Raw genomic sequence first — 15,280 nt, 5'->3', positions numbered from 1 at the left:
ATGCCACTGACCCCCGAAACGCTCACGCGACACGAACTCATCGGGCTGCCCGTTCGGGTGGCCGCCGCGCCCAGCGACGCCCACGTCGGCATCGCCGGGCGCGTCGTGTCCGAGAGCCAGCGGACCATATCTATCCGCGAGACGCCGCAGGCGTCTCGGCGAGGCGTTCACGAGAGCAAAGCTCTCGTGAGCCAATCAGAACCGCTGTGCGGTTCTGATGACGGCGACGCCGCCGGAGCCTCGGGGGACAGGCGTGTACCCAAACGGGGCGCGACGTTCGAGTTCGCGCTCCCCTCGGAGGACGATTCCGTCCAATTCGCTCCCGCGGATCCGACCGCGGCGGGCGAGCCCACATATGAAGCCGCCGGGGCGCGCAAGCCCCCGGGGTCCGTATCCGAACTTCCGTCGTCCGCGCCCGACACGCTGTCCGTCGGGCGCGGGCAGGACGATACTGCCGGGGTCACAGCCGGTCAGTCGGGCGGTTGCGAGGGTACGGTCTACGTTACGGTGGATGGGGACAGACTGCTCTCACGACCCGCCTTCCGCACGGAACGTGCGGGTGATTCGACATGGCAATAGGACTGAACACAGACGAACCGGAGGAGGCCTGCTCCGACGAGAACTGTCCGTACCACGGGACGCTATCCGTGCGCGGGCAGACGCTCGAGGGGACGGTCGCCTCCACAGCGATGGACAAGACCGTCGTCGTGGAGCGGGAGTACGACGTCTTCGTACCGAAGTACGACCGCTACATGAAACGACGGAGCCGCGTCCCCGCGCACTGCTCGCCCTGCCTCGACGTCGAGGAGGGCGACGAGGTGCGCATCGCCGAGACGCGACCGCTCTCGAAGACGAAATCCCACGTGGTCGTCGAGATCCAGGAGGGTGATTCCTGATGGAAGCCCTCAAGGCCGACGTCACGCAGGGACTCGAGAAGGGGTCGCTCGTCACGTGTGCCGACAACACCGGCGCGCGTGAGCTGAAAGTGATCAGCGTCTCCGGCTACACCGGGACCAAGAACAGACACCCCAAAGCGGGAGTGGGCGACAAGGTGACCGTCTCGGTCACCAAGGGCACGCCCGAGATGCGCCGACAGGTCCTCGAGGCCGTCGTCGTGCGTCAACGGAAGCCCATCCGTCGCCCCGACGGCACGCGCGTGAAGTTCGCGGACAACGCTGCAGTCGTCATCGACGACATGAGCGAGCCGCGCGGGACCGAGATCAAGGGTCCCATCGCGCGCGAGGTCGCCGAACGCTTCGGGAGCATCGCATCAACGGCGACACAGATCGTATGACCACGCAACCGCACAAACAGCGCACCCGACAGCGGGACGCGCCCCTTCACGAGCGACACAAGCAGGTCCGCGCGACCCTCTCGGAGGAGCTCCGGGAGGAGTACGACCAGCGGAACGTCCGCGTCAACGCGGGCGACACCGTCGAGGTCATGCGCGGCGACTTCGCCGGCGAGGAGGGCGAGGTCCTGGCGGTCGACCTCCGCGACGCGACGATCCACGTCGAGGACGTCACTATCGAGTCGGCGGACGGGGAGGAGGTTCCCCGCCCGCTCGACACGTCGAACGTCCGCGTCACGGAGCTCGACCTCGAGGACGACCGCCGCGAGGCGCGTCTCGAATCGGACGAGGAGGCAGCATAGATGAGCAACCACCAGAAGCGACTGTCGGCCCCGAACGCCTGGCCGGTCGAACGCAAGGAAGGGACGTTCACGGTCAAGGCGGGCGCGGGCCCGCACGGCGAGGCCGGCGTGCCCCTGCTCATCGTCCTCCGGGACGTGCTGGGCTACGTCGACTCGAAGAAGGAGGCGCGCTACGCGCTCGACAACGACTCCGTGCTCGTCAACGGCGTGGCGGTCTCGGACGAGGCCCGCCCGGTCGGGATGTTCGACATCCTGGCGTTCCGCGAGCGCGAGGAGTACTTCCGCGTGTTCCCGGGCGAAGGCGGTCGGCTCGCGCTGACCCCAATCGACGAGGAGTCCGCCTCCTCGCGGCTCGGGAAGGTGGCCGGCAAGACGCAGGTCGCCGGCGGCACGTTCCAGTACACGCTCCACGACGGCACGACGCTCCAGACCGAGGACGGCGAGTACGCGGGCAAGGACTCGCTGGTCGTCGACAACGAGTCGAAGGAGATCGTGGCGCACTTCCCCTACGAGGAGGGCGCGCTCGTCACCGTCGTCGACGGGACCCACTCCGGCGAGATCGGAACCGTCGAGGAGATCACCGTCACCCCCGGCTCGGGCGCGAACGGCGTCACCGTGGCACGGGAGGACGACGAGGACTTCGAGACCGTCGAGGAGTACGTCGTCGTCATCGACGAGAACTTCACGGGTGATGAGGAATGAGCGAGGCCGAATCGGAGTTCCACGAGATGCGCGCACCGCGCATCGACAAGGTCGTCGTCCACATGGGCGTCGGCCAGGGCGGGCGCGAACTCGCGAACGCCGAGGAGATCCTCGAGGAGGTCACCGGACAGGAGTCGGTTCGCACGACGGCCAAGCGGGCCATCGGCGAGTTCGACATCCGTCCCGGCGACCCCATCGGCGCGAAGGTCACCCTCCGCGGCGAGGACGCCCTCGCGTTCCTCGACACGGCGCTGGAACTGGTCGACCTCTCGGCCGACCAGTTCGACGACAACGGCAACTTCAGCTTCGGCGTCGAGGAACACACCGAGTTCCCCAGCCAGGAGTACGACCCGAGCATCGGCATCTACGGGCTCGACGTCACCGTCGCGCTCACGCGCCCGGGCTACCGCGTCTCCAAGCGGGACAAGGTCACCCGGTCGCTGCCGACCAAGCACCGGATGTCCGTCGAGGACGCGACGACGTTCCTCGAACGCGAGTTCGAGGTCGAGGTGAACGAATGAGCGACGCAGACATCGAACAGAAGGGGCCCGAATCCACGGGCGAGCACGCGGAGAAACGCACCGGCCAGCGCCACGAGTGCCGCCGGTGTCAGCGCAAGCAGGGGCTCGTCGGCAAGTACGACATCAACCTCTGTCGCCAGTGCTTCCGCGAGGTCGCCCGGGACATGGGCTTCCGTAAGTACCGATAACAATGGCAGGTAACGATCCACTCTCCGACGCGCTCGGCGGACTCGACAACGCCGAGAGCGTCGGCCATCTGGAGTACACGGTCCAGCCCGCCTCGAACATCGTCGGCTCCATCCTCGAAGTGCTGTACGACCGCGGCTACGTCGACGGCTTCGAGTACGTCGAGGACGGGAAAGCCGGCCTGTTCGAGGTCGAACTGAAGGGCGCCATCAACGAGTGTGGCGCGGTGAAGCCCCGATACTCCGTGGGCGCGGAAGACTACGAGCGCTGGGAGAAGCGCTACCTCCCCGCCCGCGACTACGGCTCGCTCATCGTGACCACCTCCCACGGCGTCATGAGCCACTACGAGGCCCGCGAACAGGGCATCGGTGGCCAGGTAATCGCATACGTCTACTGACAATGGCACGAACAGAAATCGAACTACCCGAGGACGTGTCGGCCGAGCTCGACCACCTCGATCTCACGATCGAGGGGCCGAACGGCTCGACGACGCGTCGCCTGTGGTACCCGAACGTGAGCGTCTCCGTCGAGGATGGCCTGGTGGCCATCGAACACGACGACGACGCGGACCGGAAGACGACCGCGACGGTCGGCACCTTCCGCAGCCACGTCGGAAACATGATCCACGGCGTCACCGACGAGTGGGAGTACAAGATGGAAGTCTTCTACGCCCACTTCCCGATGGACGTCTCCGTGGAGGGCGAGGACGTCGTCATCACGAACTTCCTCGGGGAGAAGGCTCCGCGCCGCGCGGCGATCCGCGGCGACACGGACGTACAGATCGACGGGGAGGAGCTCACCCTCACGGGTCCCTCGAAGGAGGACGTCGGCCAGACGGCCGCCAACATCGAGCAGCTCACCCGCGTGACCGACAAGGACACGCGCGTCTTCCAGGACGGCGTGTACATCACCGAGAAACCGACCGGAGGTGCCTGATCCATGGCTGACGACGACGCCGAGACGACCGAGGACGTCGAGTCGCTAGAGGACATCTCCGGGGTCGGCCCCTCGAAGGCGGACGCGATCCGCGAGGCCGGCTACGAGACCGTCGAGGACGTGAAGGCCGCGTCCCAGTCGGAACTCGCCGACATCGAGGGCGTCGGGAACGCCCTCGCGGCCCGCATCAAGGCCGACGTCGGCGGGCTCGAGGTCGAGTCGGAGGACGAGACCGAAGCCGAGATCGAGGAGGAGGAACCCGAGGCCGAGGAGGCCGAGGAGGACGAGGCGGTCGAGACGGAGCTGCAGCCGCGCGGCCACGTCGACAAGACCCCCGACCTCGACGACGAGACGGCGCGTGCGCTCGCACAGAAGCACCGCGAGGGCATGCCCCAGTTCAACCGACAGGACTACCACAAGAAGAAACGGACGCCGACCTCGTGGCGACGCCCGCGCGGCGGGCTCTCGAAACAGCGCCGCGGCATCAAGGGCAAGGGCCCGAAGGTCGCCGCCGGCTACCGAACGCCGAAGGGCGCACGCGGCCTGCACCCGAGCGGCTTCGAGGAGGTCCGCGTCCACAACACGGACGACCTCGAGGGCGTCGACGCCGACACCGAGGCGGTGCGCATCGCCTCGAAGGTCGGCGACCGCAAGCGCGAGAACATCGAGGACGTCTGCGAGGACCGCGAGATCCGCGTCCTCAACCCGACGTACATCGAAGTGGAGGTCGACGATGAGTGATCTGAGCGCCCAGCGACGGCTCGCCGCCGACGTCCTCGACGTCGGCAAGAGCCGCGTCTGGTTCAACCCCGAAGCACAGTCCGAGCTGGCGGATTCGATCACGCGCGAGGACATCCGCGAGCAGATCCAGCAGGGCAACATCCGCGCGGAGGACGCGAAGGCGAACTCCCGCGGCCGCGCCCGCGAGCGCGACGAGAAGCGCGCGTACGGTCACCGCAAGGGCGCCGGCTCCCGACGAGGGAAGGCCGGCGGCCGGCAGAGCGAGAAGACCGACTGGATCGCCCGCATCCGCGCACAGCGTGCACGCCTGAAGGAGCTCCGCGACGACGGCCCGCTCGACCGCTCGCAGTACCGCGAGCTGTACGACAAGGCCTCCGGCGGGGAGTTCGAGGACGTGCGCCGGCTCGAATCGTACGTCGTGAACAACTACGACGTGACACTGGAGGACGACTAATGGCAACCGGACCACGATACAAGGTGCCGATGCGGCGCCGCCGCGAGGTTCGGACCGACTACCACCAGAGGTTGCGCCTGCTGAAATCCGGCAAGCCGCGACTCGTCGCGCGCGTGTCGAACAGGCACGTCAGGGCGCAGCTGGTCACCCCCGGTCCGAGCGGAGACGAGACCCACGCCGCAGCGTCCAGCGAGGACCTGTCGGAGTACGGCTGGGAAGCCCCCACGGGCAACATCCCCAGCGCGTACCTGACGGGCTATCTCGCGGGCCTGCGCGCGGTCGACGCCGGCCTCGACGAGGCCGTGCTCGACATCGGGCTCAACACGGCGACCCCCGGCAACAAGACGTTCGCAGTACAGGAAGGTGCAATCGACGCGGGGCTCGAAATCCCCCACAGCGAGGACGTGCTGGCCGAGTGGCCGCGCAACCGCGGCGAGGACATCGCCGCCTACGCGGAGTCGCTCGACGAGCCGCTCTACTCGGGGGAGTTCGACGCCGCGGATCTCCCGGACCACTTCGACGAGGTCCGTGAGGCGCTAACGGAGGACTTCGAGTAAATGAGCAGAAACAACGACGGCTGGGAGCCGCGAACGCGGCTCGGCCGCAAGGTACAGGACGGCGACGTCACCTCGATGGACGAGGCGCTCGCCACCGGCCTCCCGCTGAAGGAGCCGGAGATCGTCGACCAGCTCCTCGGGAGCCTGGACGACGAGGTCCTCGACATCAACATGGTCCAGCGGATGACCGACTCGGGTCGCCGGGTCAAGTTCCGCTGCGTCTGTGCGATCGGGAACCGCGACGGCTACCTCGGCTACGCCGAGGCCCGCGACGACCAGGTCGGCGGCGCGATCCAGAAGGCGATCGAGGTCGCCAAGCTGAACATCATCAAGGTCGACCGCGGCTCGGGTAGCTGGGAGGACTCCGCCGGCGGGGTCAACTCGCTCACCCGGACGGCGACCGGCAAGGCCGGCTCCGTCACGGTCGAGATCCGCCCGGCCCCGCAGGGGCTCGGGTTGGCGGCCGCGGAGACGGTGCGCAACATCCTCGAGCTGGCCGGCGTGCAGGACGCCTGGACCAGCTCCGACGGCAACACGCGAACGACGGTCAACCTCGCGAAGGCGACGTTCAACGCGCTGACGAACGCGTCGCAGGCGCGCACGCCCGACCGGGCACGGCGCGTCCAGCGGGAGGCCGGCGAGGGGGCCCAGTGATGCAGGCGGTCGTCCAGCTTCGCGGCGAGGTCGACACCTCGGCCGCACAGCGTGACACCCTGCAGATGCTGAACCTCCACGCCGTGAACCACGCGACGCTGGTGCCCGAGGAGGACACCTACCGCGGGATGATCGCCAAGGTGAACGACTACGTCGCCTTCGGCGAGCCCTCGGCCGAGACCGTCGCCGAGCTCATCGAGCGCCGCGGCGAGGCGCTCGAGGGCGACGCGGACGTCGACGACGAGTGGGTCGACGAGCACACCGACTACGACGACGTCGGCGCGCTCGCCGAGGCGCTCGTCGCCGAGGAGACGACCCTGCGCGAGCAGGGGCTCTCCCCGGCCATCCGGCTCCACCCCCCGCGCAAGGGCCACCGCGGCATCAAGCACGCCGAGAAGAACGGCGGCGAACTCGGCCGTCACGAGGACATCGACGCGCTCCTGGAGGCGATGCGATAATGTCGAACAAGAAGAGGCGACAGCGCGGCTCGCGCACGCACGGCGGCGGCAGCCACAAGAACCGGCGCGGCGCCGGTCACCGCGGCGGCCGGGGCGCGGCCGGCCGGAAGAAGCACGAGCGGAACCTCTACGGGCCGCTCGGCAAGCACGGCTTCAAGCGACCGCCCTCCGTGCAGGAGGACGTCGTCGAGGTCACCGCCCAGAAGCTCGACGAGGACGCGGCGCTGCTGGCCGCGGAGGGCCTCGCCGAGGAGCGGGGCGACGGCTACGCCATCGACGCCCGCGACGTGGCCGAGGACGGCCACGAGGCGGACGTCGTGAAGGTGCTCGGGAACGGCTCCGTGCGCGGCGAACTGCACGTCACCGCCGACGCGTTCACCGGCGAGGCGCGGACGCTCATCGAGGAGGCGGGCGGCTCCGCCTCGCTCACCGACCGCGCCGAGGAGGCCGAGGCGGAAGCGGAAGATACTCAAAAGGACGAGGAAGAGGCGTAAGCCATGAGTTGGAAGGAGGCCGCGGAACCGGTACTCACGCGGATGCCCACGGTCACCAGGCCGGAGGGCCACGTGCCCTTCAAGCGGAAGCTGGCCTGGACCGCGGGCGTCCTCGTGATGTACTTTTTCCTGACGAACGTGACGCTGTTCGGGCTGGCGACCCAGACCGCGAGCGGCGACTTCTACGGACAGTTCCGGTCGATCCTCGCCGGCCAGTCGGGGTCGATCATGCAGCTCGGGATCGGCCCGATCGTCACGGCGTCGATCGTGCTACAGCTGCTCGGCGGCGCGGACCTGCTCGGGCTCGACACCGACGACCCGCGCGACCAGGTGCTGTATCAGGGCCTCCAGAAGCTGCTCGTCGTCGTGATGATCTGTCTGACGGGGCTCCCGATGGTGTTCGCCAGCAACTACCTGCCGGCCGACCCGCAGGTCGCCCAGACGCTGTTCGGCTCGGCGGGGGCGACCACCGGCGTCCAGACGCTCATCTTCGCACAGATGTTCGTCGGCGGGGTGCTCATCCTGTTCATGGACGAGGTCATCTCGAAGTGGGGCGTCGGCTCCGGGATCGGGCTGTTCATCATCGCGTCGGTGAGCCAGCAGCTCGTCGCCGGGCTGTTCTCCACGCAGGCGCTCGGGAACGTCACCGGCTTCTTCCCGGCGTGGTTCGGCATCGTGACCGGCGGCGTCCAGCTCGAGGGGTCGCTCATCGAGGCGATCCTCTTCGAGCCGGGGAACATCCTCGCGCTGTTCACGACGGTGCTCATCTTCGCCATCGTCGTCTACGCGGAGAGCGTTCGCATCGAGATCCCGCTGAGCCACGCCCGCGTGAAGGGCGCCCGGGGACGCTTCCCGGTCAAGCTCATCTACGCGAGCGTCCTGCCGATGATCCTCATCCGCGCGCTGCAGGCGAACGTCCAGTTCCTCGGCCAGATCCTCAACCAGCAGCTGGCGTCGATGCCGGCCTGGATCGGCCAGTACGCCGACGGGCAGGTCGTCGGCGGGCTGTTCTACTACCTGGCCCCGATCCAGTCCCGACAGGACTGGATGTGGTTCGTCTACGCGCCGGCCGCCGAACCGGCCGAGATCGCGTTGCGCGTGCTCGTCGACCTCGTCGTGACGGTCGTCGGGTCGGCGATCTTCGCCATCTTCTGGGTCGAGACGACGGGCATGGGGCCCAAGTCGACCGCCCAGCAGATCCAGAACTCGGGGATGCAGATCCCCGGCTTCCGGCGTAACCCGCAGGTCATCGAGAAGGTCATGGAGCGCTACATCCCGCAGGTGACAGTCATCGGCGGCGCGCTCGTGGGCCTGCTCGCCGTGCTGGCGAACATGCTCGGCACCCTCGGTGGCGTCTCCGGGACGGGCCTGCTGCTCACGGTCTCCATCACGTACAAGCTGTACGAGGAGATCGCCGAGGAGCAGCTCATGGAGATGCATCCGATGATGCGCTCGATGTTCGGTTCGGAGTAGGCTCGACTCCGCGGTTCGATTTTTCACGACGCGACTCACCCGCTCGGAGTGCCGGCCGCGTCGGTCGATCGCCGGCTGAACGAGTCACCGATGAAACCATTATATCCCCCTGGTCCGTCCGTGCTGTCAGCTACCGGACTGAAGTCGGGCCCCGTCGGTCGAACCGACGGCGGACGTACGAGTCAACACTATGTGTGGAATCATCGGCTGTGTGGGGGAACCGAACTCGATCGACGTGGACGTCGTGGTCGATTGTCTGGAAAATCTCGAATACAGGGGGTACGATTCGGCCGGCGTCGGTCTCCTTCAGGACGATCTCGTGATCGAAAAACGGACCGGCGAACTCGCCCGCCTCGACGAGGAACTGGACGACCATCGCGGTCGACGGTTCCAGGCGGGCATCGGCCACACTCGGTGGTCGACCCACGGCCCGCCGACCGACGACAACGCGCACCCGCACGTGGACTGCGACGGTCGGGTCGCCGTGGTCCACAACGGAATCATCGGAAACCACGAATCGGTCACGGAGGAACTCGTGGCCGACGGTCACGAGTTCACGAGCGGGACGGATTCGGAGATCGTGCCGCATCTCGTCGAAGAGTATCTCGCCGACGGCTACACGCCGCTGACGGCGCTCCGGAGCGCGACGCTGAAGCTGACGGGGTCGTTTTCGGTACTGATGGCCGTGAGGGGGTTCGGAAAGCTGTACGCCGCCCGGAACGGGTCACCGATCGTGCTCGGAACCGGCGATGACGTGAACTTCGTCGCGAGCGACGTTCCGGCCATCCTCGATCACACGGAGGACGTCGTCTACCTCGAGGACGGTGACGTCGCGGAGATCGCGCCCGACGACGTGGAGATCAGGGACTCGAACGGCAACCTGGCCGAGCGAAAGACGGAAACGATCAGTTGGGAGGCCGAGGAGGCCGGGAAAGGTGGCTTCGAGCATTACATGCTCAAGGAGATACACGAGCAGCCGGAGGCCGTCCGGGGCTGTCTCGACGGTCGGATCGACGAACTACGGAACGACGTCGACGTCGGCATCGACGTCTCGGCGTCCGATTTCGACGGGATCGAACTGGTCGGTGCCGGGACGTCGTATCACGCGTGTCTGTACGCGGCGTCGCTCCTCCGGGGCTCAGGGGTTCCAGCGACCGCCGTCTCGCCGGGCGAGCATCACGACGCGGAACGTGAGGCCGACGAGGGGCTGGCAATCTTCGTCTCACAGAGCGGGGAGAGTTCGGACGTCCTCGACGTCGCCCGGGAGATGGGGGCCGTCGAATCGATCGCGGTCACGAACGTCTTCGGCTCGTCGCTCTCGCGCGAGTGTGATCACACGGTGTACGTCCGTGCGGGCCCCGAAATCGGCGTCGCAGCGACCAAGACGTTCACCGGCCAGGCGATCACGCTGAACCTCCTGCACAAAGTGTTGACGGGAGCCCTGGAGTCCGACCGCGACTTCCACCCGTACTTCGATGCCCTGCGAAACCTGGACGGCTACGTTCGCCAGGACGTCGCCTCGTCGACGGCGGCGAGCGTCGCAGCCGAGTTCGCGGGCTCCGAACGGTTCTTCGTCCTCGGAAAGGGGCTCAACTATCCGGCCGCCCGTGAGGGCTCGCTCAAACTGCGCGAGGTCTCCTACGTCGACACGTACGGCTACCGGGGAAGCGAGTTGAAACACGGCCCGCTCGCGCTCGTCACGTCCGAGACGCCGGTCGTCGCCCTCGTGACCGGCGGCGAGACGGAAAAGCGGGACTTTCGATCACAGCTCCGAGAGATTCGCTCGCGGGGCGCACCGATCATCGCCATCTCGGACGGTGCCCACGAATGGGTCGACGAAATCGCTCGGGAGGTGCTCGAGGTCCAGGAGACCCATCCGGAACTCGCGCCGCTCATGGCCAACGTGCAACTCCAGCTCCTGAGCTATCACGTCGCCCGCGAACTCGGTCGGCCAATCGACAAACCGCGAAACCTGGCAAAGTCCGTCAACGTCGAATAGGGACCTCAGGTGTCCGTTTCGAGTTCCTGGAGATACTCATCGATCGCTTCGAGCTCCTCGGGTGGGATCCGCCGCATGTTCTGGAGGTTCCGAAACTTGTTCAACAGCATCAGTTGTGCGGCTTCCCCGACCGGTTCGTGTCCGCTCCAGGGAACGAGAACCCGCAGTTCGTCGAGGACGGTTGCTTCGCCGTCGGGAACGAGCAGTTCGTCGAGACGGGCGCGGAACGCGCGCGCCTGCGTCGGTGCCATCGCGGATTGCCGGACGAGCCCGGTCAGGATGTCGTCGATGTTCTCGTACACGTCCTCGGCGCGCCCGTACCGCTCCTCGTACATGGTACCGACCGTGAGCCGAACGTAGTACGTCGTTGCTACCAGCAGCGAGGCGGCGACGAAGCCGGCTCCGAGCGCGTTGACGAGCGCGTTCTGACGCAGGTCGAACGTCTCGAGGAGGTGAATCACGATGCTCGCCGAGATGATGCCGTACAACGAGAGGATGTAGACGATCGGTTCGATGATCTCGTCGACGTAGGTGACGAGTTCCCGATCCGACACCGGGCGAAACGTGATCGTCGTGAGCTTCGCGAGGAGAAATATCGCGGACAGGCCGACGAACGTCCGCAGCACCGCCGACCAGATCGCCGGTTCGATCGAGACCGACTGATAGATCGTGGCGTAGCCGCCCAGGACCGACACCGCCACGAGGACGTGGATGTTCTCGGCTCGTTTCCGCTGGCTCTGCTCCTCGAGGTGACGTGAGGACTCCCGGATGTCCTCGCGTATGAGGCGGAGTTCCGCCTCCACATCGTCGGGTTCGGCACTGACTCCGGTCTCACGCTGGTGGCCCATGGATCATCGGGGACCAAGTGTTGGTTCCATATCATACCAGGGGACGTGGGGTCGGAGACCCCCACGCGACAGCGAACAGAAACGGGCGTTCGGCTCTCCCGGCGACGCAATCTCTCAACCCTGATACGCGGCGAACAAGAGGTATATACGGCGAGTTCGCCCGTACGGCTGATGAGCGCGACGGACGGGCTACCGAACGGGACGGACCGCACGCTGGACGAGCTGCCGGAGTTCGACCTCAGCTACCTCCTCGACGACGGCGACCACCCCAGTTCGGTAACCGTCTACTCGCCCGACGCGCTGGAGACAGCCTGGCTGACCGCGGGCTGTGAGGACGCCGTGTCGCTGTCGGACGTTCGCTGAGACGCGTTCGACCGACTCGCCGATCCGGTTTTCCGTCGAGTTTCGACCTAGCCGATCGACCGCCACGAAGTAGCGGTCGTGGAGGGCCATCATTAAACGAGCCGGGACCGACCTGCCGGCCGTGAACCAGATCAGGACTTCCCGGTGCCGGGACCCCCTTGCGGGTGAGCGCGCGTGAGTACCGAGCTCCTACGGTCGGTCCTCGTCCCCGTCGTGTCGCCGGACGACGCCCGAATGACGGCGCGGGCGCTCGACCGATACGCCGCCGACGTCGACCGCGTCACGGTCGTCCACGTCGTCGAGAGGGCCGACGGCACGCCGGCCGATGCTGGCGGCGAGGGGGGAGAGGGCGTCATCGACGAGTCACACGCCGCGTTCGAGGCCGTGCTCGACGGCCCGACCGTCGAGTCCCGTCGCGTGTTCGACGAGGACGTCGTCGACGGCATCCTGGAAACCGCGGCGGCGACCGGTTCGACCGCGGTCGTGTTCTCCCCGCGTGAGGGCGGTCGGCTGGTTCGGTACCTCTCGGGCGACGTCGCCCTCCGACTCGTCACGGAATCGCCGGTCCCCGTGGTCAGTCTCCCGCGGGCGGACGAGAGCCGGTGAGACCCCGCGGCGGCGAGATGTCGACCGGCATCCGTCGATCCGTCCTCGGACGGTGAGCGGACTCCCGAGGTCGCCGAATTCCGAGCGGGTGGCGGCGATCCGGACCGGCAGCCGAAGTCGTGTGAACCTGATTTCACCGAGCAATTAAGTCAGCCGGCGTTCCCACTTCGGTGGCGATTGGTCCGGCGGACACGTGTGCCTCTGACATGTCATCCCCCCGTCCGCCAGACCTCGCCGTCCGTTCTGCCGACCGGAACCGCGCGTGACCGCTACTGCCCGGAACCGGTAAGTCGCCCGACGTGATACCGTACGGTATGGCCGGTGACCGCCTGGAACGGGAACCCTCCCGCGAGTCGTTCGCCACCCGGCGGGTCGCGTTCGACTCGGACGGTGACTCCTGTACGGGGACGCTGTATCTCCCAGCGGAGGGGACCGACCCGCCGCTCGTCGTCATGGCCAACGGGCTGGCCGCCGAGGCGAACTTCGGGCTCCCGCGCTACGCGGAGCGGTTCGCCGCGGCCGGCATCGCCGCGTTCACGTTCGACTACCGCGGCTTCGACGGCTCGGCGGGGGAGCCACTGGTGCTTCCCGACGGCCAGCTCGAGGACTGGCGGGCCGCGCTCGACCGTGCCGCGGCGGGATTTCGGGGCGTCGGCGACGCACGGGCACTCTGGGGGACCGGGCTCTCGGGCGGCTACGTGCTGACGCTCGCGGCCGAGCGGAGCGACGTGGACGCGGTGGTCACGCAGGTTCCGCTGCTGGACGGCCGGAAACTCCTCCGGGCGAAGTCCCCCCGGTACGTTCTCCGCGCGCTGGCGTCGGGGCTCCGTGACCGGCTCGGCGGACGGTTCGGCCGAACGCACGAGGTGAAGGTGTACGGCGACCCCGACGAGTTCGCGCTGTTGAACGAACCGGGCGCGAAGGACGCGTACGTCCGACTCATCCCGCGGGAGTCGCGCTGGCGGAACCGAACGCGTGCCCGGACGCTGCTCGCGCTTCCGCGCTACCGTCCCATCGCGGTCGCTGCGGACGTGACCGCGCCGACGCTCGTGATCGCCGGCACCGAGGACGAACTCCACCCGTACGGCGCGGTCGAGAGCCTGGTCGAGACGCTCCCGGACGCGACGCTCGTCTCCAAGCGGATGGGCCACTTCGACGCCTCTCACGGGGCGTTCCCCGAACTGTTCGACCACCAGCTCGCCTTCCTGCGGGCAACGTTCGACGAGGGGGAGCGGGCTCGATAGCGCCGGGCCGTACTCGCCGTCGAAGCTACCTTTTCAACGGCCCGCCTCCCAGAACCAGTCATGAGCACGAGCGAGGTGGTCGAACTCGAGGGTCACATCATCGACTCCGGGCTGATGGAGCGGGCGTTCACCGTCGTGATGGACATGGGCGGGGAGTTCGAGGTCGAGGAGTTCCGGGTCGGGAAACACAGCGACGAGGCGTCCTACTGTCGGCTCAGAGTGTTCGCCGCCGACGAGGCCGGCCTGCATCCGATCCTGCACGAACTCCACCAGTCGGGCGCGACCCTGGCTGCGCCGACGGACGCGACCCTGCAGCCGGCTCCGGCCGACCGCGTCGTCCCGGACGGGTTCTACTCGACGACGAACCACCCGACCGACGTGCGCGTCGACGGCGAGTGGGTGCCGGTCGGGAACATTGAGATGGACTGTGCGGTGGTCGTCGAGGACGAGGGCGAACCGACGCGGGCACGAACGAAGGTGCTCAACGCCATCGAAGCGGGCGACCACGTCGTCACGGGCGATGCCGGTATCAGGGTCAAGCCGCCCGAGCGACCGCGGGGGTCGTCCGGCCCGTTCGGGTTCATGCGCGGCGGCGTCTCGGCCGAGCGCCCGTCCGAGTCGACCATCCGCCGGGTCGCCGAATCCATCGCGGAGACGAAGGCGGAGGGCGGTGACGTGCTCGTCGTCGCCGGCCCGGCGGTCATCCACTCGGGCGCCGGCCCCGCGCTCGCCGAACTGGTGCGCGAGGGCTACGTCGACGCCGTCTCCGCCGGCAACGGCTTCGCCGTCCACGACATGGAGCGCTCGATGTACGGCACCTCGCTCGGGATGGACGTGGAGACGATGGAGCACCCCCGGAAGGGCCACAAGCACCACATCTACACCATCAGCCAGGTCGCGCGGGCGGGCGGCATCGAGGCGGCGGTGGAGGAGGGGCTCGTCGACGAGGGCGTGATGTACGAGTGCGTCACGAACGACCGCGAGTTCGTGCTCGCCGGCTCGATCCGTGACGACGGGCCGCTGCCCGACACCATCACCGACGCGGTGGAGGCACAGAACGCCATCAGGGAGCAAGCCCACGATGCGGACCTCGTGCTCATGCTCTCGTCGCTGCTCCACTCGGTCGCCGTGGGGAACTGTCTCCCCTCGACGACCCGGGTCGTCTGCGTCGACATCAACCCGGCAACCGTCACGCAGTTGCTCGACAGGGGTTCGGCGCAGGCGGTGGGGATGGTGACCGACGTCGGGATGTTCGTGCCGACGCTCGCCGAGGAACTGGTTCGGTAGGCCGGTTCCGCGCGGTCGAGTGGTGCTGCCGACGGACTTTCGGATTCGGTTCGGCCGTTCGACCGTCCCAGTGGGGTGGCGCGTGCCGGCGCGGACGGAGCCGC

At 67.8% G+C, this 15,280-nt stretch carries 22 protein-coding genes; 21 read left to right on the top strand and 1 reads right to left on the bottom strand.

The genetic code is table 11. The features are described from left to right. The 17 genes from RJT50_RS10765 (at position 1) to glmS (ending at position 10,828) form a co-directional block, all read left to right on the top strand. Positions 1-579, top strand: a complete 579-nt coding sequence (locus tag RJT50_RS10765) for a ribonuclease P protein component 1 (protein WP_313691320.1) — start codon at positions 1-3, stop codon at positions 577-579. Continuing rightward, positions 570-896: a 30S ribosomal protein S17 gene (locus RJT50_RS10760; protein ID WP_313691319.1), complete on the top strand. Its 327-nt coding sequence runs from the start codon at positions 570-572 to the stop codon at positions 894-896. Before RJT50_RS10765 ends, RJT50_RS10760 begins: the two co-directional genes overlap by 10 nt. Further along, positions 896-1,294: a 50S ribosomal protein L14 gene (locus RJT50_RS10755; protein ID WP_313691318.1), complete on the top strand. Its 399-nt coding sequence runs from the start codon at positions 896-898 to the stop codon at positions 1,292-1,294. The genes RJT50_RS10760 and RJT50_RS10755 overlap by 1 nt, the downstream gene beginning before the upstream one ends. Continuing rightward, on the top strand, positions 1,291-1,653 hold the full coding sequence (gene rplX, locus RJT50_RS10750; RefSeq protein WP_313691317.1) for a 50S ribosomal protein L24: 363 nt from the start codon (positions 1,291-1,293) through the stop codon (positions 1,651-1,653). The genes RJT50_RS10755 and rplX overlap by 4 nt, the downstream gene beginning before the upstream one ends. Beyond that, complete coding sequence (locus RJT50_RS10745; RefSeq protein WP_313691315.1) at positions 1,654-2,355, top strand: 30S ribosomal protein S4e; 702 nt, start codon at positions 1,654-1,656, stop codon at positions 2,353-2,355. It abuts the gene before it with no gap. Further along, on the top strand, positions 2,352-2,876 hold the full coding sequence (locus RJT50_RS10740; protein ID WP_313691314.1) for a 50S ribosomal protein L5: 525 nt from the start codon (positions 2,352-2,354) through the stop codon (positions 2,874-2,876). The genes RJT50_RS10745 and RJT50_RS10740 overlap by 4 nt, the downstream gene beginning before the upstream one ends. After that, positions 2,873-3,064 carry a 30S ribosomal protein S14 gene (locus tag RJT50_RS10735; protein ID WP_313691313.1) on the top strand — a complete coding sequence of 64 codons (192 nt, stop codon included), beginning with the start codon at positions 2,873-2,875 and terminating at the stop codon, positions 3,062-3,064. Before RJT50_RS10740 ends, RJT50_RS10735 begins: the two co-directional genes overlap by 4 nt. A gap of 2 nt (positions 3,065-3,066) precedes the next feature. After that, entirely contained in the window at positions 3,067-3,459 is a 393-nt protein-coding gene (locus RJT50_RS10730) for a 30S ribosomal protein S8 (protein ID WP_313691312.1), read from the top strand. Between the two features lie 2 nt (positions 3,460-3,461). Continuing rightward, positions 3,462-3,998 (top strand): 50S ribosomal protein L6, encoded by a 537-nt coding sequence (locus tag RJT50_RS10725; RefSeq protein ID WP_313691311.1) that lies wholly within the window; start codon positions 3,462-3,464, stop codon positions 3,996-3,998. A gap of 3 nt (positions 3,999-4,001) precedes the next feature. Beyond that, entirely contained in the window at positions 4,002-4,739 is a 738-nt protein-coding gene (locus RJT50_RS10720) for a 50S ribosomal protein L32e (RefSeq protein ID WP_313691310.1), read from the top strand. Then, on the top strand, positions 4,732-5,193 hold the full coding sequence (locus RJT50_RS10715) for a 50S ribosomal protein L19e (protein ID WP_313691309.1): 462 nt from the start codon (positions 4,732-4,734) through the stop codon (positions 5,191-5,193). Before RJT50_RS10720 ends, RJT50_RS10715 begins: the two co-directional genes overlap by 8 nt. After that, positions 5,193-5,750: a 50S ribosomal protein L18 gene (locus RJT50_RS10710; protein WP_313691308.1), complete on the top strand. Its 558-nt coding sequence runs from the start codon at positions 5,193-5,195 to the stop codon at positions 5,748-5,750. The genes RJT50_RS10715 and RJT50_RS10710 overlap by 1 nt, the downstream gene beginning before the upstream one ends. Continuing rightward, positions 5,751-6,404, top strand: a complete 654-nt coding sequence (locus RJT50_RS10705) for a 30S ribosomal protein S5 (RefSeq protein ID WP_313691307.1) — start codon at positions 5,751-5,753, stop codon at positions 6,402-6,404. Further along, positions 6,404-6,862, top strand: coding sequence for a 50S ribosomal protein L30 (rpmD, locus tag RJT50_RS10700; RefSeq protein ID WP_313691305.1), 459 nt, complete (start codon positions 6,404-6,406; stop codon positions 6,860-6,862). The genes RJT50_RS10705 and rpmD overlap by 1 nt, the downstream gene beginning before the upstream one ends. Further along, positions 6,862-7,356: an uL15m family ribosomal protein gene (locus RJT50_RS10695; RefSeq protein ID WP_313691304.1), complete on the top strand. Its 495-nt coding sequence runs from the start codon at positions 6,862-6,864 to the stop codon at positions 7,354-7,356. Before rpmD ends, RJT50_RS10695 begins: the two co-directional genes overlap by 1 nt. A 3-nt stretch (positions 7,357-7,359) precedes the next feature. Then, positions 7,360-8,829, top strand: a complete 1,470-nt coding sequence (secY, locus tag RJT50_RS10690; protein ID WP_313691303.1) for a preprotein translocase subunit SecY — start codon at positions 7,360-7,362, stop codon at positions 8,827-8,829. Between the two features lie 190 nt (positions 8,830-9,019). Continuing rightward, positions 9,020-10,828: a glutamine--fructose-6-phosphate transaminase (isomerizing) gene (gene glmS / locus RJT50_RS10685; RefSeq protein WP_313691302.1), complete on the top strand. Its 1,809-nt coding sequence runs from the start codon at positions 9,020-9,022 to the stop codon at positions 10,826-10,828. Between the two features lie 5 nt (positions 10,829-10,833). On the opposite strand, the gene RJT50_RS10680 is transcribed toward glmS, so the two are convergent. Next, positions 10,834-11,676 carry a hypothetical protein gene (locus tag RJT50_RS10680; protein ID WP_313691301.1) on the bottom strand — a complete coding sequence of 281 codons (843 nt, stop codon included), beginning with the start codon at positions 11,674-11,676 and terminating at the stop codon, positions 10,834-10,836. A 171-nt stretch (positions 11,677-11,847) separates the two neighbouring features. On the opposite strand from RJT50_RS10680, the gene RJT50_RS10675 reads away from it, so the two are divergent. From RJT50_RS10675 to RJT50_RS10660, 4 genes are all read left to right on the top strand, one after another. Beyond that, positions 11,848-12,039, top strand: coding sequence for a hypothetical protein (locus tag RJT50_RS10675; RefSeq protein ID WP_313691300.1), 192 nt, complete (start codon positions 11,848-11,850; stop codon positions 12,037-12,039). Between the two features lie 174 nt (positions 12,040-12,213). After that, a complete protein-coding gene (locus tag RJT50_RS10670) occupies positions 12,214-12,645 on the top strand; it encodes a universal stress protein (protein ID WP_313691299.1) in 432 nt (143 codons plus the stop codon). A 314-nt stretch (positions 12,646-12,959) separates the two neighbouring features. Continuing rightward, positions 12,960-13,889 (top strand): alpha/beta hydrolase, encoded by a 930-nt coding sequence (locus RJT50_RS10665; RefSeq protein WP_313691298.1) that lies wholly within the window; start codon positions 12,960-12,962, stop codon positions 13,887-13,889. A 60-nt stretch (positions 13,890-13,949) separates the two neighbouring features. Next, positions 13,950-15,176 carry an ornithine cyclodeaminase, nickel-pincer nucleotide-dependent gene (locus RJT50_RS10660; protein ID WP_313691297.1) on the top strand — a complete coding sequence of 409 codons (1,227 nt, stop codon included), beginning with the start codon at positions 13,950-13,952 and terminating at the stop codon, positions 15,174-15,176. Positions 15,177-15,280: the final 104 nt, after the last annotated feature.

This window comes from Halobaculum sp. XH14 (assembly GCF_032116555.1).
In the GTDB taxonomy this organism is placed as follows: Archaea; Halobacteriota; Halobacteria; order Halobacteriales; family Haloferacaceae; genus Halorarum; species Halorarum halobium.
This window is presented reverse-complemented; position numbering and strand designations above follow the sequence as displayed.